Below are 21,404 nucleotides of genomic sequence, written 5' to 3' on the forward strand. Positions count from 1 at the left end.
TTTGTATAATTATTAATTAAAATATAACGTTTTTAAGTGGTTTGTGCAAGTCTTATTTTATGAAAAGGGAAAAGTTAAAATACTATATCTAACCTTTTCTCCTATTTTAAGCTAGCTTTTCCCTGAAAATAAAATCTTGAATAAAAAATTTTTTAGGTTTCTGTAGGTATTAATCAAAAAAATCATCTAATTCCTTACTCATTACATTAGATGTATTTTTCTTTTGTTGCTGGTTTTTGTTAAATAGTGAAATTGTATTGTTATACTTATTTTTTTGTTTGGCTTTTAAGCCTTTTTGGCGTTCTTTATAGCTCATATGTTTATATGCAGGCTGCTCTTCATTATTTCTAGTGTTATCTACCAAATTCTTTTCTAAGTTTTGATGAACAGTAATGCTAATAGATTCGTAAACTTTTGCAACCTCTTCATCAAGTTTATTTTCTTTAGTGGGATTAACTGTTTTTGTAGCTGGTTTTAAATTAGTTTTCATATCTGTTTTTGCTTCCTCTAATACTGTAGTTATAAGTCCCTCTGTTAGAAGCTTTTTTTGCAATGGATCAGTCTCAACAGGAATTCCTAAATGAATTGGGTAATCTATATCCCTTGTTGGTTCCAACATAGTATTAGATACCTCTTTCTTCCGTTCTGCTAGCTCCATATTTTTTTTAGGACTTACAATTTCCATATGTGTCTCCTTTGTTATATTCGGCAGCTCGCCATTCCGTTGTAGGGCATCTTGTAATCTTGAAGCACGTGTATAATCGATTTTAAATGCGTTCTGTAGTGCATGTATAGAAGCATTCCCTGATTCCTTAACAAAGGCTACTACATCATCATATAGGATGTCTTTAAAGAAGCCTGTGTCCTCTTGCTTTGCTTCTTCGTTTGGAATGCTATTTTCTCGTGAAGTCGTATTATCTAAATCTGTATTAGATGAAGGAGTAGTATTGATTTGAGAATCCTTTGATAATATCGACGTACTATTATTGTTTGAAATTAAAACTTTACGAGGGCCATTCCCAGTGTAAGTGCTCACAACCTGATTGTGTTCTAACTTCTCAATAAATTGTACAGCCTTTATATGGCTGATTCTGAATTTTCTTTGCAAAAGAGATGGCGAGATTTGTTGTGATTCGATTACAAATGCCTTAATTTCTTCATACAACTTATTTTCAGTTTCTTCAATAATATGTCCCTGTTGACTGACAGCCGTAGAATAATCGGGAAAAGTTACATTTTCTACGGTGTTTGTTTCATATTCGGACTTGTATTCTTTATAATTCTCCAACTCTACAATATGTTGGTTCTTATTGTTTGTTTCTATGGAATTATTTTGGCCTATTTTATCACCATGCATAGGTGGAAATGATTCTATCTGTTTTATATTATTTGCATCTACATGTTTCATAGGATTTGATTTTGCGATAGATTCTTCAATGAGTCGAAGACGTTCGTTTTCCCAATATTGTCCAGACTTAATTTCTACTTGAATGATTGCTTGAGCAAATTCCTCTTTGGGTACAAAGTTACTAGTAATTTGTTGTACAGGTTGTACATGATTGTCTTGTACAATACGTGCAGCACAAATGAAGGCACCTTGTGCCATGATATCTCCTGGTGACATAACGACTTCTTTTAATTTTTGGTATGTCGAACCTAAGCGACTAACAGGATTCTCTTGCATAGGAGAAATCCCTTGTTCAGATTCGGATTCTTTAAATTCCTCTGTTTCACCAAACATGTCAGAAAAAATTTTCGCATCATATGGTGTTACATCACCAAATATCATCTTGTTACGGAACGAACCTAGTAAAGTAAACATATACTGCTCTGTGAAATCCAAAGCTAATTGAGATAGTGTTTGACTTGCAATTGTCAGAATGACTTTATATTTACGAGATTGTGCAGGGAACTCTTTGAATGGGCGCACAACATAATCAGGGAATTCATCTACAATAATATGATGGTATGGTGAAATATTTGGTTCTCTTCGGAATACAGCATTTTGCATACTTAGTAATACGAATTTTCCTAGTACATTAGAAAGATCTGCAAGTTCTCCTTTGGCTGTATTTACTAGTAAAATACCACCTTGCTCTAGGTGAACATCAAAATCAAAATCTGATTTTCCAAATAAAACACGTCGTATTAAAACATTTGAGGCTAAATCTTTTAAGATGTTACGCAAACCTTTTACATATTCTTCTTCCCGGTCATAATGCATTGGTTTTCCACGATATTTTCCAGATTTATAAACGGCCGGTTCCCCTTGGAAACCCATTTTTTCACGAATGGTATTATCGAACCATTCATCGATACCTTTTATAATCTTATATTCGTTTTTCTGGTCACGTGAAGCAACACCACTTTGAACAAAATCATATAATTTTTCTACCTGTACTTTTAATAGTTTGTGCATACGGTGTACACGTTCTACATCGTCGTACATATCTATTAAGTCATCAAAGGTCACATCTTTTTGTGGGTTATGTAGTTTTAATAAATAAATATGTTGCTTAAGGTGGTTCCGTTGTGCTTGTTCAAAGAATGCATTATTAGATTCCGACAAACCCTGGATAACCATTGCAAAAACCTCGGCAACTTTATCAACTGGTCCACGTAAAATATTAATGTTTTTGGTATCAGGGTTTGTGGGATCAATATAATAAATTGAACTTTCAGGAATCTTGTGTGCTTGTACTAACTTAAATACCTTTTGACATAAATCATTACTCGGTTCAATAACAGTTATCCCATTTAAAAATGTTCCTTTTACTTCTTCAGTATCATAATTATTCTTTTTATACGTATTTTCAAACTTATTTATAAAACGTACCATCCAGTGTAAATCTTGATTAATCATTGGAATAATTAAACTAGATGTCTTACCAGAACCAATAGGACCAATAATAATTCCATTTAGGGTTCTATCTTTCCCCTTGATTCGAATCATTTCTTTGTGCTTAATATGAGGACCTATCTCAACATCAGGATATATTTGTTCCTCTTGACTATTAAACCACTTTTGCAACTTATGATTTTTATATTCGTATTTTTGTACCCATTTTAAGATTTCTTCTCTGTAACGGACAATATGGCCACTATACCAAAGACTAAACAAAATCATAAATACGGTTGGTAAGAATACAAATATCATGGTGAGTGTATGGAAATTTCCTGTTAATACATCCCCTATTGCTTGATACTCACCAAAATTAACATGTTTTGCTTTATTCATAAGATAAGGAATAACTTTCGCATGGATAGGAGTAGTTGCAAACCATAAAAACTGAATATCTACTGCAATATGAGAAGCAATTAAAATTAATAACTTGCCATTTTGAAATTGTAAAGCTGGGATACGACTGTAGAACCTAAAACTAAATTCTCCTAATAGCAAAGAGAAGAACATTAAAAATAGTGGTACATATGTAATTTCTATAGGATAAGACGGTGGTTCAAATGCATAGTAGAGTAACTGTATATAGTTTGCTACACCAAATCCAAATGAAAGGATAAATCCGCTAATTAAGGCGATTGTAGTGTATAATGGTAATCTTTTCTTAGATGTTTTCATAAAGGTTCACCTACCTTTTAAAGGCATAGTTGAGCTTTATGGTGTAATGTAAAACGATTATGAAGTTCTGACTTGAATCGTTCCTTTGATTTTTTTAGAAAGAACTTCGCTGTATCTTCAGTTTGTTTTAAATATAAGTCAATACTATCTCCTTCACACAATTGGTTATATTCTTCTTGAGAAAGTACGGCAATATTTATCTCTAGTTTGTTATTCGTTGCAGTTTCAATTATTACATCGTACCAATAATAATTAGGCTTTCCTGGGATTTTGATATCTTGTAGGGAAACGCAAAATTTAGCTCCCCCTTCTGTAATATGTTTAAGGACTAGTTCTGGAGTTTTAAGTGCTTCTCTTGCTGAGAGCACTCCCCCAGTAGTTGTTGCACATTGTATGTTCATTGTCATTTTCCACTTCCACCTTTCTCCATACAAAAAAGGCAAGCGACACCCACTGTAAAAACAGCGTGTGTCGCTTGCCTTAATTTCATATGTTCTGATTTGATTGTAGTTTTGAGTGTTTAGTTCAAACGTTATTCTAGCATCTTAAATAATAAAAATCAATAAAATTATATAAAAGTATATAAAAAATAAACGATTAATATAATTCTACAAGTTTACGTCTTTTCGGATTAACGTTATTTGCAGTATGTACCATAATCTGTTCATCGGTTGCTATATTTGTATTTTGAATGGATAGAAGTAGTACATTATCATAAGTGTCCATCAGTAGAATATCTCTAGGATTTTCACGTTTAGGATAGATAACTACAAGTGGAACGCCTTCATCTCCTTCCCTTCTTGAAAACACGACATCATCTAATCTTGCAATCATTCGGTAATCATTTTCATTTCCAAAAATAAAAAAGAAATCTTGAATAGAAGCTTTATCTCTCCTGTATGTGCATCGAAGGCCACCATCTATTGATTCTTTAAACGTTTGAATTTTTTCGACAAATGTGTAACGCCAATTGACATCTCCTACTGTACGTTGAGATAAAGGAAAAAGAATATCTTGTTCTAAGTTTTGATTATCATCTGTTCCTAGAATGATATCTGAAATAACATCCCCAGCATCTTTCAATGAGCAAATGTGTACATTTAGATTTGGTATATTCATTAATAGTTCATGATACTTCCGCATAGAAAATAATAGATTTTTCATACGTACGTATGGCGGTTCTGCATCTTCTGCAAGGAACATAGATTTGTCGTACATAACAAAGACAACCGTTACATCTTCAGTGGTTTTTTTTGTATATTCTATGTACTTCCCTACTTTTTCAACTAAGGTAGAATTGGTTTCTTTACACATATCCATCTCAATATGGATATTTTTATTTTGATATGAAATATGTTCATCAGGAATCAAGGCCAATTGGTTGTCCTCAATTTTCACATTATTTTTCTGGTAAAAAGAACGAATATCCAATTTATATAATATTCCATTGGTTTGTGTCTTCCTTGTAGTCGCTAAAAGAGTACGGATCATGACCTCACGTGAACACATTGTGTGAAAAGAAGTTGCTCTTGAGTAACGTCTTTTTGAACTTTTTTCAGAAATTCTTCCTATTTCCATTAAGAATTCAATTGTCTTTTCTTTTAAGGAAAATAAAGCACGTTTCGTAATACTGTCAGCCTTTTTATCTATTCTTTTAGTTAGCATAGCTCCATATTGTGAGTAGCGGTCAAGCTTTGTAAATATGCTAGCTTCAGAACATTCTCTTCCCTCAAATGCACTATATAACTGAGTGATTTGTCTTGTTGTAAGTGCTCTCTTGTAATATAAAACTGTAAAGACAAATATGTCAGCTTCTTTTAAGTGAAAATGTTTTTTGGTACCTGATCTTCTATATTTATACACTTTTCCGGACAATGCATACACCTCTTATATTGAATTAAACTTAAATTAAATACTTATTATTTTTAATATACTATTACATTGATGTGATAGTTGTAAAACAAGAAAAAATGAATAAGAGATTTTTAATCTTTAGAGATACCTCATTTTGTACATCGAAGTTGAGATGATAACTACTCTTATAAATCTCTTATAAATTATTGATTTATAGGGCTCTATTAAATCCTTTGTTTTGTTAGGACGAGCTACTACTAGACAGCTAACAATAGTTATAATGAAATTCCATTTATAAAATAATGTTATGACGTCCTAACATTTATTAGATAGTAAAAATATTATTTTAATTGATTAAAATTATTCAAGAATTATAAAAAGGCTTATTGATACTAAAGAGTAATTTTCTCTATCTTTAACTCGAAATTCAACTTTTTATATGTGATGAAGCACTCTTTCCGAATTCTGATATTGGCTTAATTTAAAATTCGAACTTTTTCTTTTAGTTGTTTTATATTGTATAGAATCACAAATTCACTTAGATAAATATTATTAATTGTTTCTACCAAATCAAAAATAAGTTAGAAATATGTCTACAGGTACTTAAATATAGGTTTTAGTCACGTGAACTACTTCGCCTTTTGCTTCGTTTAAAAGGAGTAATCCTAACTGAAAGGATAAAATTAACCAATTGTTAATTTTATGTAAGGTTATAATTGCTATCATCATTCCTACTACATTACAAAAGTTTTTATTGTAATGTAGTATCACTTTGATGTTAATAAGATGTGATCTCACTTTTAATAATCTAGTTTGAAGAAATGTTTCTTTTTCATAGTAGTGATGTGATTGTTAGCCTACTACTTTTAGAATGTCACAGTTAATTTATCTTAGTATTCTCTTTTTAATATGTTGAATATTGAGGGTATTGATGCTGTTTATATGAAATTAACAACCTCTTCTACTGGTTTTCAAGGAATGAATGAAATTGACAAGGAATTGAATTCAAATGAGGAACAGAGGGTAATTTTTCTTATAACATATATAATAATGTGAACTAACAAGTACTAAGTGAAGAACAGCGCATTAACATAACATTAACAATGAGCGGCCTTATAAGTAATAAATCCTGTTAAAACAGCTAGTTAATAAAGTAAACCTTAGTGTGAATTGCTATAAGAACGTTTTGAAATCTCCCTAGTAATATAAATACACATGACCAATATAAGATGTTGGAAAATTACAAAAAGTGAAGCTGGATTATGTAAGTTGTATAAATACATCTTATATAAAAGTTGTATATAAGAGACTTATATACAACTTTTATGTTAATTGGATAATAAGATTTTTGTTTTAATATTGATATAAAAGCATTTTTTTATACATCGTATATATAAAACTTATATATACGATGTATAAGTTTTTCTTGGGTTTTTATATTGAAAAAATAGGCGGTTTTTAATCGTTTTTTTGAAATTTTAATCTGGATTTTTTAATGATTTTTGTTGAAATGTAAATCACATGAAATTTAAGATTGATATAACATGTATACGCATTATATATACGTCGTACATCTAAGCCCTTATAAAATATAGATTAATTCTAATTTTATCTTTATAAAACTTATATATAAGTCCTGTATATAAGTTTTATTTATAATGACTTGATATACGACGTGTAATGATGTACTATGTTTCTAGGAATAATTAACCAGTGTTTTAAGGGGGGGACAACTTGAACGAAGTTTTAAGTGAAAAATATCAAACAATCAAGTTTGCAGATGAAGTAGTAAACATGTTTGCTGATATACTTGAACAAGATGAGATACTCTATAGTGTATTTCTATACATAGGAAACATAGTAAATAAACAATTTCAAGAGACGAAGTACATGAGGGGCATATCTATTAATGAAATAGTGGAAAATGTAGTTATTGATAGGAGAGTAAAGAAAAAAAAGGGAAAATCCTATTCATTAGAGGTTGAACGTACGAATATATCTAGACGTTCAGCTGAAATAAGTGTAAGTACGCTATCATCAATGTCTTTAATCTATGAAAAAACCATGCACCCATATAAATTTTTGATCTCAACTTATAGAGGGCAACAAGTACTGATTGAGTTAGGGAAAAGAAAAAAGATAAATAAGGAGAGATAAAATAATGGCAAAAAACTTCTTAAAGAATGAAGTGGCAGTTAAAATGACGATGGTCGGTTTTGGTCAAGCTGGTACTAGAATGGTAGATAAATTTGCGGAATATACACATACAGATGGCACAGCAGTATATAATTGCTTAGCACTAAATAGTAATGATGGCGATCTAGCTGAATTAAAAAATGTACCAAAAAGTAATCAAGTTTCACTGAAATTAGGTGGTTTAGGTAAGAACCCTGAGCGTGCAGTAAAAGTCCTTGATTCAAATGAGGAAGCAAAAGAAAAGCTAAAAGAATTTATTACTGAACGTGTAAGACCTACGGATGAACTTGTTTTATTTTTTGCAGGTTTAGGTGGAGGAACTGGAACTTCTACAATCATTAAGGCCATTGAAGAATTTTCGGCTTTTCATAACAAGCCAGTAATCAGACAAGAATTACAAAAGGTTGCGCAGCTATATCCAATGGCTGAAATTAAGGCGAATCAGGCAAAGTTTGCAAGAATAGCCTTTGAAAATGCTATTGAGCGCAAAGACTTTATTAAAATGGGGATTGTTGTAACTCTTCCCGTCCGAGCGGATGGGCCTGATGTATTACGACAAGTAAATAAATTTTCACAGGAAATTTGGAAATTAGCAAATGATAAATCAAAAGGTGTAGCATTTGTAGTATTTGCTGATAACCAGCATTTTTACGATGAATTTAAGGAATTAAATGAAAATGAGAAAAAAGGTGTCGCTAATTCACGAGATTATGCAAATCAACGTATTAGTGAAATTATTCATGAGTTAAATACCGCTGCTAATGGATCTGGTACATCTGTAATACTGGATTCTCAAGACTTTAAACGTATTTTACTTGAGAAAACGGGCTGTTTAGTAATTAATAAGGTTTCACGTAATATGAATCAAATAGAAAATAGCCATGCAATTATAGAAATGTTTCAAGAATCATTAAGAGGAAGCTCTTTCCATCCCCCAATTGATTTGATGAAGAAGAACGATGATGGTTCAGTTGAAGCATCAAAAGTACATCATTTTGGTATGCTTGCTATCCTAGATGAGCAAAAGAATATTAATGATTCCTTTATGGATGACGCTAAGGTAGAAGTTTCAAATAATTTACCTATAAATGGCACAGTCTTTAATGGATATTTGGTGAGTAAGAATGATTTCTTAGGAAGTGTATATACGTTCTATAAAACTGATGCATTACCATCGAGATTATCTAAAGGTTTAGTTGAAGAATTTAATGAGTTTAAAGAAAGACAAAGCCAAATTCAGTATAAAAAGTCTCAAATTAGTACGATTGAAAGTATAGATGAGGATGAGGATTTAGGTTTTGCATTTGGAGATTTTATCGATATGGGTAGTGACGAAGAAAACAATAATGCTGGAGCAAATGAAGATGAAGATCTAGCAGATTTTTTAGATCCAGATAAAATGTTTGGTACTACAAAATAATAAAAAAGTCTGGACTAAGTTCCAGACTTTTTTATTATTCAACTGAATTCATAAGAGATTTTATATGCTCAATAATATTATCTTGTATGTACTGCTCTATGAAGAGTTGTTTTTTACTCAAATCTTCCTCTTTTTTAAACCAGCCTGCTTTTCTAGTACGCTCTTCCTCAGGTTTATTATTCCATAAGTTCTCTGCTTGTTTTCTTAATTCCTGGCGTGCTCTATGCTCAATAATAAAATTATCAAGCCTATCTTGGCGTTGGCGTAATTTTAGCGCTTCTACATCCTCAGGTTGTGGTAATTGCTTTAATATACTCTCTACCTTCTCTTCATAATGAGATTCAATATGTTTTATTTTTTCTTCTAACTGTTTAGTTACCATTTTTTCAATAATTTCTGCAGTAGCTTGAAGGTTTAATTCAGTGGATACCTCATTTGTTTGATGTTCTGGTGACACTGGTCTTAAATCAAACTGGTGTGGTAAAAGGTCAATAATTGCATCTAAAGACCATTTCTCATCCCTTTTCTGCTTTATAAATAGAGCAATTTCAAGGTCTAAAGCATTATAGAGTTTTTCATTTGTATTTTGAGTTCTTAAAGTTTCATGAAGTCCCTTTTCTTCTAGGATATTGAACCAATTATAAACTGTATTATGATGACGTCCTACTAGTTTTGAGAATTCTGTTATCCGCCATGCTTTTTCGAAAACATTATCATCTAATATATCATCATCGTTAATTTGATGGTCTTGTTTTTCATTTTTTTGCTCAATCATTGTAACTACCTCCTCAAAAATCAACTCATAAACAACTAATTATAATTAACATGTGAGCTGAAATTAACATGTTAGCTAGTATTTCGATAATATTTGTAAAAATCCCTACCAATTCAATGAAATACATGAAATGTGAAATTAACATGTAAACATATACTTGTTAACAAAACATTAACGTTTGGTATAAAATTCAGTTGAATTAGTAACTTTATTACCAATTTGAAATGTATAATTGGTAATGTTTTGTTAATGGGAATATATATATTATGTTAGTAGCACTACTGATAGTTGCTATGAGATTAACAAATTAGGCTACTTAATATTAATGATAAGGAAATAAAGCTATTTTGTAAATAAGTTATAAGGATATAATCCAGGTATATAACGGAAAATACACATAGTAACGTCCAAAATGGAATTATCGCGTATAAAAACTAGTAAAAAGTAAAATAATATTAATGTAGATTTAGTATTGTTCAATAAACAAAACAGTATTTAAGGATATAGGAGCACAATCATAATACTTTGAAGAGGTTCGCTCCTACTCCCTATTTACTTGCTGCGGATCTACTTATGTATATTAATTTAGTATAGAATGTACAATTTAAGTTGTATACTGCATGTCATGATAGAAATTTGTATAGTCAGTATCAACAAAATGAATTTATCGGTATTTAAGAACAAACTGAGCCCGAGAATTGACATTGATATAAAAGATGACATTGACATGAAACGAATACTAAAACACTCTTCTAACAACACACAAATGCCTATTGTTAATGTTTTGTTAACTATAATAGGCATATTAACCCTATGTTTACATGTTGATCTAAAAAGATTACCTTTTAACATGAAATGTGAATCGCAAACGAAGGATTTTATGGGTAATTTTAAGGAAGTTTTTAAGATACTAAAGTTTGACTTAGAATACTAGAATAATCATGGTAGTGTTTTTTGTAGATATCCGATTTCTAGTACATGCTTGTATATAATAATAAGATCATAAATAAGATGATGAGATTGATATGTTAACCAAAATTAGATAAGTATACTTCGAATATCCATAAAGATAACATTGACATGAAATAAGAAATCGCTATGAGATTAATATAACATTAACAAAAACCATTCAAACTAAGGACGGATCATCCTAATTGTTAATGTCATGTTGATTAGAGATAGAAACTACCATTTTGACTTAGAGATGCTAGTTATTCTAATGGGTGTTTATGACTTAAACCTCCTTAAAAAGTTAATAAAAGTAATTGGTAATAAAATATAGCGTGCGCTGGTTTGCTAGTTGTTACATCCTATTAACTAATAATAATAATAATAAATGTAGATCTACCAAATGGTTTTACGTTAATTCACATCTGAGTGCCATCGAATTGATATAATATATAAAATATTGATATGAAATTAACATCTACACATTTTTATTTCGTTTCATATCAATGTTAATTGATATGTCAATTTCAATCAGGAGCATTAGTGTCGGATAATTGTTTATATAACATTAACATATCTGGGTTATGTACTTCTTGTGTTAATAAATTAAATAGAGATAGATTTTCTTTGAAACCTTCTTGATCAAGGAGATTTATAAAAAGAATGGTGTAGCATATTTGAATTTTAGTTATAAATAGCAGTTGTAATGTTCAGGTATATGACTTATTTAGTTGGGCATACTATAAGTATGAGTTTTTTTATGATAAAAAAGTACTGATGATATCTTTACAATCTATAATTATAGATTGTAGTTTTTATAGTATTTGAGTGAAAGAAATGGTTTTGAAATTTAGCTATAATAGAAATGATTTTGTGCGTCATTCAATTTTTAAGCATGCGCAAACTAAAAGTCATTTTAATTCTTACAAGAAAAACATGTTATGGATGTATATTCATCATTAGCATTCCTTTTTGTCTAATAACTAAAATAGGAATCTAAAAGCTATTTTATAATCTTTGTTTGCGAAATATGTAATTAGTAAGTTGGCTTAGGTATGAACTGGCTGGGTTAGTTTAACTTATATTTATCTCTCAATATAGGATTTCATGTCAATGTCAGTTGATGTGTTAATATCAATGAACGTGTTTATACCGCTTGATTGTTTACATAACATTAATATGTATTAGTTGTTTGGTGTTAGTTATGTTATGAGTACTATAAAGATTGTTTTATATCTAAAGTTTTCTAAGGCAAGGAATATATCAAATGAATGTTTTTTACTTTTGAAATTTAGTTGTAAATATAAATCGAAATTTTGGTATGAAAATCCTGTACTTAGATATACTAATAGTATTACCTGAATTAGGTGATTAAATGACATATGCAAAAAAAGAAAAAGGTTAATCAATTAGAAGCATTATTTTTGTGAGCTTAATTAATAATTGCGAAGTAGTATTGACATTTAGATATTATAGAGATAATCTTATACATAAGTTTCATTGTTTAAAATTAATATACGAATCGAGAGATATTTAATTCTTGCTAAACGGACACACCGAGGGCATATACCTGCCATTGGTGTGTCTTTTTTTTATTTAATAACTAGAAAATGATAAGGAGAGTATTAAAGAATGAATGAAATTATTAGTGAAAGCAAAAGAAGATTTGATAAATATTGTAAAGATAATCAAGTTTTTGAGGAGAGAATTAATTCTCTTATTAACTACTATTTTTTACTGCTTGCTGATCGTGTAAACATTTTACAAGATAGAGAATTTAATAACGAGGTCGAAGAGAAGCAATTTAAAAGCAGTCTCAAAAGGTTTGAAACATTATTCCCAGCTGCTGCTAAGAATGCATTTCTAAAAGGATATCAGCTTGGTTTAGAGTTTTTCAAACATCCAGAGACAGTGATTCCGGATTCTCTATTTACAAATCCTAATTTTGTACAAGATATTCCTTTTGCAATTGTAAATGCAGCGGAATTTAGCATTTATGAATTAGTTCGAACGGATGAAACACAAGAATTTAGTGTGTTTGCTGTTCGAACGTATGAAGGCATTAAACCCATAATGGAGCAAGTATTTTGTGAAATTGCATTGTTTGGTGCGGAAATTGCACTTGAGCATGAACGTGAGGAAAGAGGACTGAAAGTAGTAGAAGGAAAAACAACTACTTTTACAAATGTTCCAGTAGATCGTTTATTTACAATTACTCCATCTGTAGCTGCTAATGTTGTACATGCAGACGGCCGCTGTGAAATTTGGAGTCTAAATTGGAATACGAAATTAACTTTAGATAACCCTTTTATTGAATTAGCACAAGTAACCATTGTTTACAAAGACAAGACAGAAATACAAAAAAATCTTCGGGATGGATTTATATATGAACAAAGTTTATTTAGTGAGGTACCGTTAGAAGAAATCGAAGATCGTTTAGAGGTTAGAGTCAAATATAACCTTATTGATAATATGCCATGTAATTTGGATGGATTTGAAATAGAAGCGCTTCTCACCGAACTATTAACAAAAATACAAAATGCAACAAATGTGCCTTTTGAAAACATGCTATTACTTTAAAGCGATTTTCTATCAAAGAGGAGTTTTTTATAATGAAAAAGATTGTATTAGCTATTAGTGATTCTGTGTATACGGCATATTTGCGTGAGGATTTTATTGGTGCGGGATTTGAAGTAGCTGATAGTGATGTCATGCACATCAAGTATTTAGATGAAATTCTGGATACGGAAAAACCCGATATTCTATGTATTAATGACAAACGATTAAATATTGATGCGGGACACGAAGATAAGCGGGAATTAATTATCTTACAGAAGTTAAGGGACATTCGCTTTCAGAAGGATATTCGAATTGTAGTATTTACAGAGCGTGAAAATGATGATGAGTTTTTAGCGAAACTGATTTATCTAGGTATCTATGACATTTTTAACTCTCGTAAAATTGATATTGATAATAAAGTCATCCCGCAGCTGCTACAGGAATCGGATATTAAAAATGTAGTGGAAATTGTAGGAGCAAGTCAGGCACCGCAACATACGAAATTGCACGAAGTTTCTGTTGATGAGGAAGAAGAGGAAGTATCAAGTGAATTAGAGGAAGGAAGCAACATTAAACTTCCCTCTAAATCTAAATTATTTAAAAACAAACCAAAGAGTAAGTCTATCCAGCAGGAAACGCCAAAAGCACCAATTATAAAAAAACAGTATAAATTGGTTTTTGAGCCGGTATATGAGAAGCAAATTGGTATTGCCATTCCAAGAAGAACAATAGTTGTGGCCAGTATGAACAGAAGAAGTGGTGCTACTTTTGTTTCACATCTTTTAGCTGCTTACTTAAATGAACTACAGATTGATGTGAATTATATAGAGAATCTATATGATGATGGTTATACGTATCCGTTATTAAAGGGATATACAGAAGCACCAGAAAACTATCGTAGTGAATTTATGTTGCAGCGATATAAAGAGATGCTACAGAAGGAATCTGATATATTATCAATTCCAAAATGGAAGCAAGGAAGAATAAATTATATCGTAAAGAATCCTATAGTGGACCAAGAGCTGAAAAACGAAACACAGCAGGACTTCGACCATTTTATTAAGGTTTTATTGGCCAACCAAGAAGCACCTATATCTATTATTGATGCAGGGAGCGATTGGGATAAAGATTTATACCATGAGATCTGTGAAATGGTGGATTACATATTCTTTGTAGCGGAACCAGATCTGCATCAATTACTAAAGATAGCGCATCCTCTTACACCAAAAGAGAGAAAGCTCGTTTCTTACTTAGATTTAGAGAAAACGAGAATCATTGGGAATAAGTTTTCTTCTGCACTTTTAAAGCATGAAGTAGTAGAAGAATGTTTTGGAGATAAGGTATTAACTGCTTTACCAACATATGAGATAGAAGATGTATTTGAATCTCAATTAAATAGTAGTACGTTACTATCTAGTCGGAACTATTATAAAGAGTTAGAAGGAATAATGAAGGAAATAGCAGAGTTGCTGCTACCAAACCAATTGTTGAACCAAAAGAAAAGTTCCATTTTAAGTGGATTTCGATTTCGAAAGTCTGAAAGTTAATGGAGTGTGAAGAGGAATGCAAAAATTTATTATAGGTGCCGCCTCATTATTATTATTTGTCGGCTGTTTATTCTTAATGACAGATATGATTATTGGAGATACGACACACACAGATAATAAGTCTGCACTAGAACGTGCTGGAAGTACAGCAATGGATAAATCCGTAAAAGTAGGTGTTTTACGAGTACAAGAAGAAATTGCTATTGAAACAGAAATCGCAAAGAAAGAATTTGAAAAGTCTTATAACCAAAATGCAACATTTAAGGATCCGGCATCAAAACGAGAGTTTTCTGTACATGGTGTACAAGAGCAACCTGCAATGATTGCGGTTGAAGGAGAAGCCGAAGCTGCTAGTTATACTAAACAATTTGATGAAAAGAAAGGCAGCATAAAGAGTAACGCAAAACACATATTTATTTATGAAGCAGATTCTGACAACAAGAAAGCTGGAGGAAACGTGAAATAAATACGAAAAAGTAGGTGTGTAAGAAATGCAAAATACAGTAACAACAGCACTTTTTCTAACACTTTCTTTACTATTGATAACTCTTATACCAGAAGGTGTACTGTATGGAATGCAGTTAATAAAGGCACATGATTTTGCTTCTAGTACAGTAGAGTTAGCAGAAAAAACAGGTGGTTTTCAGTACACGTATGAAGGAAAAAACGTAAATCTAATCCCTGATATAGAGAAAAAAATGAAAGAGCAGAATATGGATGGATGGAAATATGAATACACAAAAGGGCGCGTAGATCATAATCAGCCATTGAATTTTAACATAAAAGCTGAACATCACTTCTTTATTTTTAAAATGATAGGGATAGATAGTGTGAAAGCACCGATATGGGCTAACAAAGATGGAATGGGACAAATTTATTTCCGTTGAAAATATCAATATGTATAAAAAGAGGTAAAAAACTATACTGAAAAGTGTAGTTTTTTGCTAGAAAAATACATTTAACAATAAAAATATATAAATATTATACAAGCTCATTTCTATATGGTAATATTTTCTTTAAAGAACAGCGGTTATAAAAAAAATAATTCATAAATTCATATGTTGAATTATATGGATTTTATATTTAAATTCGGTACAATAAAGGAATCTATGAAAAAACTAATATATTTGGAGGAACAAACAATGGCAAACAAATTTTTAAGAACAGCAACAGCACTAACAATTATGGGTACTTCACTATTAGGAGCAGGAGCATTTACAGCGAAAGCTGCTGATAACACAGATTCACTAAAATTCAATGATGTTCCAGCAAATCACTGGTCTACAAAAGCAATTTATGATTTAACAAATCGTAAAGTAGTGCAAGGATACGGAAATAATATCTTTGGTTTTGGTGACAATGTAACTCGTGGGCAAGTTGCTCGTATGATTTATATGTACGTAAAACCAGCAGATGCAGATGTTAGCTTCAAAAATCCGTTTACTGATATTAAAGGACATTTGTTTGAAAAAGAAATATTAGCACTTGCTAAAGCAGGACTTGTGAATGGATTTGGTGATGGGAAGTATGGTCCAGATGATATTTTAACTCGTGAACAAATGGCACAAGTACTTACAAATGCTTTTAAATTTAAGGCAACGAAAACAACAAAATTTGCAGATGTTGATAAAAATTCTTGGTCTTACGGTGCAATTAGCGCATTAGAGGAAAATGGAGTTACTATTGGTACAGGAGGTAATATGTATTCTCCAAAAATGTTTGTAACACGTGAAGCGTATAGTCAGTTCTTATATAACTCTATTAATGCAGTAGAAAAAGAGACTAAACCAGAAGTGAAGCCAGACCCAAAACCTGAAACAAAGCCAGAGGAAAAACCAGAAGAAAAACCAAATCCAAAACCTGAAACAAAACCAGAGGAAAAACCAGAAGTAAAGCCAGACCCAAAACCTGAAACAAAGCCAGATCCAAAACCTGAAACAAAACCAGAAGTAAAGCCAGACCCAAAACCTGAAACAAAACCAGATACAAATTTACCATCAAGCATAGATAAAGGTTTAGTTACGGAGGAAGTTACGTATAATCCAAACGCTATGAAAAACCAGATAGCCCAAAAATCCATTTCTACAGAAGCGCAAAATCTTATTAAGAGTGTGAATAGTAAATATGGTACTAACCTTAAGTATGCAGATTTAAATGGAACAATTAGACTGATTGATAAAAATATGTACTTACCAGCAGGTACAATTGGTGCACAAGTTTATATTGATGCGGTAAGTGAAAATGATTTTAAAATTATTTTCCTAGATAATAACGAAGCAACTATTGAGTTAGCTAAAAAGTGGACTACTATGTTAAATTCAGATTTAATTCTAGATAAAGAAATTCAGGAAACTGTAGATGCTCAAGAAATTAATAACTATGAAAAAGGAAAGTATAAAGTTCGTGTAGGGCACTCTACAGCTGATCATATGATGTACATTCAAGTGCGTGTATAATATTATTGCATTTTAAAGATATATTCGATATATTTAAATATGTAATATAATAATTAACTGATATATATATAATTTATTTGCGTAAAGGACACACCTTACGTACCTACCAAGGTACAGGTGTGTCCTTTTTTATGTTAAAAGGAGAGAGGTTATGAGACTGCGAAAAAAGATACTATTAACGTGTGTTTCGGTGATGTTGGTATGGCCATCAATAGCAAGTGCAAATAATGGGGACATTCCATTTTATAATGGAAATGAAGACACGTCTTTAAAATCACCTGAATTACAATTGAATGGGAAGTTACTTAGAGCAGGAAGTGGTTATAAATCAACAGAGTTTGATTATAAAGCGGATTTACATTTTCCTGCTGTGTACAATGGCTCTTTTAATTGGGGGAATTCGAGGGAAAACCTCATCCAAAATGAAGACCATTCAGAACCCTTTGTTCGTATTTCAAATGATGGTTATATTAATCCTTCAGTTACAGTGGGAGATCGTATGGTAACCGAAATGGAGAGAATTACAAACGATATAATTGCAAGTAAATATTGGGGTAACCCTAAATTCGTTTTAAGAAATTTAATTCCGCATAGGATTAAAAATGGGTTTTCAGATAAATCTTATGGAGAGTTCTACTGGATTAGAGACATAGCCTATCTTTCTGGTGGGTACGCAGGTGCTGGTGGTGTAAATGGTGTGAATAGGTATAGCTTGTGGTATGTACGCACAAGTAAACCTGAAATAAAAGATTTTAAAGCCAAGAGTGGAAAAAAAGATGTCCCTGTTAAATTTACATTTAACGGCTTTGAGTATGTAAGTAAAAATAAAGGATACAATGACCGAGATCCTAATGGAACAACAGTAAATCCTTATCAAAGAGCTGCAGGTGAACGTAATCGAGTGAAGTGGATGCTTGATATTATAAAAGATGGCGAAATTGTGCATCATCAAGAAAATTATTTACGTTCAACTCCACAAAAAGATAACCAAAAACCATATGAAGGTGATGCAGGGCAATTTAAGTCAGAAGAACTAAAGTGGCAACCACAAATGTGTGGCCGATATGCTACGAGAATTAAAGTACTTGATGCTGTTCAGAGGGAATCAAACGAGAAAACTGTTGATTTCACTATAGATGATAACTGTGGTACAGAAGTAACACCTAACCCAGATCCAGGCGATGAAGATGACTTTAAATATAAAATTGATTTCTCTAGTGACAGAATCGAAGGCGAAACCGCAAGAGAAGGAAAGAATATCAAAACAAGAGTAGATGTATCACGTGATAATTTTAAACTAGAACGTGATCAATATAGAGCTAAGGTAAACAACAATATTAATATGTCTCAGCAAGAAGTAAATAGTTCTGAATCTGATAGAGATAGTGCGCAGTCTAGTCTTAGTTATTGCCGTCGTAATCCAATTCATGAGATAGATGCAGAAGGGAACCATCACTATTACGATAGAGACTGCTCTTGGGAAGAAAATAAACTAGATAGTGCGGCAAGTAGGCTAGATAATGCAAGGCAGAAACTAGAAAAAGAGAAGAATAAAATTAAAAAGTTAGACGTATTAGAGGAAAAATATACAAATCCTGAAACAGTAGTTGTGTTAAAACATAACGGACAACAAGTCGCATCACAAAAGGTAAGATTAACAGAGGGAGAAAAGAAAACCCTGAAGCTTGACTGGCAGCATAAGGGGAAAGGAACAATTCAAGCAGAAATTAATCCTGCTAGTAATCGCCTAGATGTAGAAGAAACCACATACAAAAACAATCCTATTAAAACAGCTATCTATGCACCATCTCATGAAAAAGGGATGTGCGGTGTAACGAGTGTAAAAGGTGTGGTAGAAACAGTAAGTGAACGTGTATCAAAAGAGGACACAGTGGGAGAAATGTTCTATGAAACCTTAAATGGAAGTATTGATGATCTATCACCTTCTAAGCTTCATAGTGGCTATGGCTTTTCGTATCAAGTAAATGGAACATATAAAAATCAGTGGAATGAAAATTATCCTGGTGTATTTACAGCAGCAACGGCACAATATCCATTTGCAGATGAAGGGCTAAAAACAACACAAGATTTAGAGGCTGTTTCTAATACTGGATTAGCATCAAAATTCCAACCTAAAAATATGTATATGTCTGAAATAACAGGACATGTTTTCGATAGCAAAAGACCAACTAAGTCTCTATATTGGGATGGTCAAGAAAAAATTATTGATGGCCAACGCAAATGGTATGCACCATTAAAAACGAAAGATGGGAAATATGCGTTCAATGTTGAAACAAAACCAGCAGGTATAAATGAAATGAGCTTATGCCTGACAAGTGAGGTAGAAATTAAAGGGGTCGCATACGATGACTTTAAAAAGAGAAGGGTGCTTGCAGATCTTCCATTTCCTGTACAAACACCAGGCTGGAACTGGGTTGGAAAGGAACATATTATTACTGATTTATCAAACTGGTACTATATGAAGAATAGAAAATAGTTAAGTAGTATTGTATAATAGATTGAATCGACACAATAATATATTCATCTTAAACTAGTAGCTGAATGGATAAACCAAAGGCACATCCCTTAATGGGATGTGTCTTTTTTTCATAGAAAGGGGAAATTAGAGTGGATAAAAAGAAAAAACAACGTGTTAGACGTGTGATTATTATGGGGACCGTCGCAATTATTGTATCGCTATACATTGGAAAAGAATTTCAGGATCGGAATGGGAAAAGTTATGCTCCTGCAAAGTATTTTGAAACAGGAACAAAATTGATTTCGTTTTAATAATAATTTTGCCTCTCTCATAAACTATCGTGAAAAGTATTTCCATGCGATCTCTTCTTTTCTCCATAAAATGAAAGAGAAGGGATAGCAACCGACCAACTGGGAATATTCAGTTACTTTAGATTAATTACAACATATTTTCGGTATGCTTAATAGGTTAGAAACCTTATTATAACAGAGCTTTTGGAGGCTATTTAATTTATCCATTACGTGTATTGAAATAGAAAAAACAGATATTTTTTAGAAATGATTGACATGAAACTATATATATCATAATATTGATATTGTAATATTAAAGAAAATAAATCCAACATTTTCATATAGACTTTAGATTAGCTAAAAGGACACACCTAAGGCGTTTTACGCCATAGGTGTGTCCTTTTTTGCGTTTAAAGGCTACATAAGGAGGAGTACAAACATTGAAGCCATCTAAGTTTCAAAAGAAGCAGATTGCTGCGGTAGGTTTAGCTGCTATAACAGTAGCGGGTATCTATGGATACAATCATTTTGCAGTAGAAAATGCAGTGAAACCAACGAAAGTTGTGGTAGCCGCAAAGGACATACCTGCGCATACAGAGATTAAAGAAGAAATGCTAGTGGAACGAACATTACCTGGTGATGGGATACCTCCAAATGCATTACGCGTAAGTAAAAAAGAGGTTATAGGTAAGTGGACAAATGATGGGCAGCCCATCACCGAAAACAGCTATCTTTTTAAAAATAAAGTAGTAAAGAAAGAGGAGTTAGCTGACTCTGCAATTTTAAATTTGAAAGATGGAGAAGTCGCATTCCCGTTACTCGTTGATTTGGAAACAAGTTCAGGTAATAGTATCATTCCTAACACCTATGTGGACTTGTATTTTAAACAAGTTGTGAAAGACGGAGACAATGAGAAGGTAGTATTCGGGGGGCTTTTCCAACGAGTACGTGTTACGGCTGCAAAAGATAGCAATACAGAAGATGCATTTGTATTAGAAAAGAAAGAATCAAAAGAGGAACAAGAAGGAAAACAAAAGCCAAAGGTAACGCGATTATATACACTGGCTATTTCACCTGAACAGCTTCAATACTTAAATCGTGCAAAAACACTTGGAGATGTAATTCCTGTTGCAGTTGGACAAAAGGTAGAACAAACAGGTAAAGAACTAGAACCAGCTGAAGGATTCTCGCAAATATCTGATCAAAAGAACATTTTAGACTATGTAGAGAAGCATTCGACCAATCCAATTTCTAAAAATGTAAAAGAGTATGTAGCGCAGTATTTGAACGAATCTAAGTAAGA

14 protein-coding genes are annotated in these 21,404 nt (G+C 31.9%); 10 read left to right on the forward strand and 4 right to left on the reverse strand.

Going from position 1 to position 21,404, the window contains the following annotated elements:
* Nucleotides 1-169 precede the first annotated feature (169 nt).
* The 3 genes from ACZDYH_RS18665 to ACZDYH_RS18675 all read right to left on the reverse strand — a co-directional run bounded on the left by ACZDYH_RS18665 (nt 170) and on the right by ACZDYH_RS18675 (nt 5,452).
* Nucleotides 170-3,577, reverse strand: coding sequence for a DNA translocase FtsK (locus ACZDYH_RS18665; RefSeq protein WP_474886919.1), 3,408 nt, complete (start codon nt 3,575-3,577; stop codon nt 170-172).
* A gap of 17 nt (nt 3,578-3,594) precedes the next feature.
* Complete coding sequence (locus ACZDYH_RS18670) at nt 3,595-3,984, reverse strand: hypothetical protein (protein WP_474886921.1); 390 nt, start codon at nt 3,982-3,984, stop codon at nt 3,595-3,597.
* A 190-nt stretch (nt 3,985-4,174) separates the two neighbouring features.
* Nucleotides 4,175-5,452, reverse strand: a complete 1,278-nt coding sequence (locus tag ACZDYH_RS18675; protein WP_474886923.1) for a replication-relaxation family protein — start codon at nt 5,450-5,452, stop codon at nt 4,175-4,177.
* Between the two features lie 1,713 nt (nt 5,453-7,165).
* On the opposite strand from ACZDYH_RS18675, the gene ACZDYH_RS18680 reads away from it, so the two are divergent.
* Nucleotides 7,166-7,588, forward strand: a complete 423-nt coding sequence (locus tag ACZDYH_RS18680; protein ID WP_001006726.1) for a hypothetical protein — start codon at nt 7,166-7,168, stop codon at nt 7,586-7,588.
* A 4-nt stretch (nt 7,589-7,592) separates the two neighbouring features.
* Nucleotides 7,593-9,047 (forward strand): FtsZ/tubulin family protein, encoded by a 1,455-nt coding sequence (locus tag ACZDYH_RS18685; protein ID WP_001097036.1) that lies wholly within the window; start codon nt 7,593-7,595, stop codon nt 9,045-9,047.
* Nucleotides 9,048-9,081: 34 nt separating this feature from the next.
* Here ACZDYH_RS18685 and ACZDYH_RS18690 read toward each other — a convergent pair whose 3' ends face one another.
* Nucleotides 9,082-9,822, reverse strand: coding sequence for a MerR family transcriptional regulator (locus ACZDYH_RS18690; RefSeq protein WP_434714726.1), 741 nt, complete (start codon nt 9,820-9,822; stop codon nt 9,082-9,084).
* Nucleotides 9,823-12,402: 2,580 nt separating this feature from the next.
* On the opposite strand from ACZDYH_RS18690, the gene ACZDYH_RS18695 reads away from it, so the two are divergent.
* The 8 genes from ACZDYH_RS18695 to cpaB all read left to right on the forward strand — a co-directional run bounded on the left by ACZDYH_RS18695 (nt 12,403) and on the right by cpaB (nt 21,402).
* Nucleotides 12,403-13,350 (forward strand): hypothetical protein, encoded by a 948-nt coding sequence (locus tag ACZDYH_RS18695; protein WP_001002561.1) that lies wholly within the window; start codon nt 12,403-12,405, stop codon nt 13,348-13,350.
* A 32-nt stretch (nt 13,351-13,382) separates the two neighbouring features.
* Nucleotides 13,383-14,876, forward strand: a complete 1,494-nt coding sequence (locus ACZDYH_RS18700; RefSeq protein WP_474886927.1) for a hypothetical protein — start codon at nt 13,383-13,385, stop codon at nt 14,874-14,876.
* Nucleotides 14,877-14,892: 16 nt separating this feature from the next.
* Entirely contained in the window at nt 14,893-15,342 is a 450-nt protein-coding gene (locus ACZDYH_RS18705) for a hypothetical protein (RefSeq protein WP_474886929.1), read from the forward strand.
* A gap of 25 nt (nt 15,343-15,367) precedes the next feature.
* A complete protein-coding gene (locus ACZDYH_RS18710; protein WP_459070485.1) occupies nt 15,368-15,763 on the forward strand; it encodes a DUF4320 family protein in 396 nt (131 codons plus the stop codon).
* A 255-nt stretch (nt 15,764-16,018) separates the two neighbouring features.
* Nucleotides 16,019-17,332 carry an S-layer homology domain-containing protein gene (locus tag ACZDYH_RS18715; RefSeq protein WP_474886931.1) on the forward strand — a complete coding sequence of 438 codons (1,314 nt, stop codon included), beginning with the start codon at nt 16,019-16,021 and terminating at the stop codon, nt 17,330-17,332.
* 151 nt (nt 17,333-17,483) lie between these two features.
* Nucleotides 17,484-19,829, forward strand: a complete 2,346-nt coding sequence (locus tag ACZDYH_RS18720) for a hypothetical protein (protein ID WP_474886933.1) — start codon at nt 17,484-17,486, stop codon at nt 19,827-19,829.
* 131 nt (nt 19,830-19,960) lie between these two features.
* Nucleotides 19,961-20,122, forward strand: coding sequence for a hypothetical protein (locus ACZDYH_RS18725; RefSeq protein ID WP_434714736.1), 162 nt, complete (start codon nt 19,961-19,963; stop codon nt 20,120-20,122).
* A 419-nt stretch (nt 20,123-20,541) separates the two neighbouring features.
* The gene (cpaB, locus tag ACZDYH_RS18730; RefSeq protein ID WP_000804783.1) at nt 20,542-21,402 is read left to right on the forward strand and encodes a Flp pilus assembly protein CpaB; all 861 of its coding nucleotides are present in this window, start codon (nt 20,542-20,544) and stop codon (nt 21,400-21,402) included.
* Nucleotides 21,403-21,404: the final 2 nt, after the last annotated feature.

The sequence above is a fragment of the Bacillus sp. EB V-12 genome (assembly GCF_056158125.1).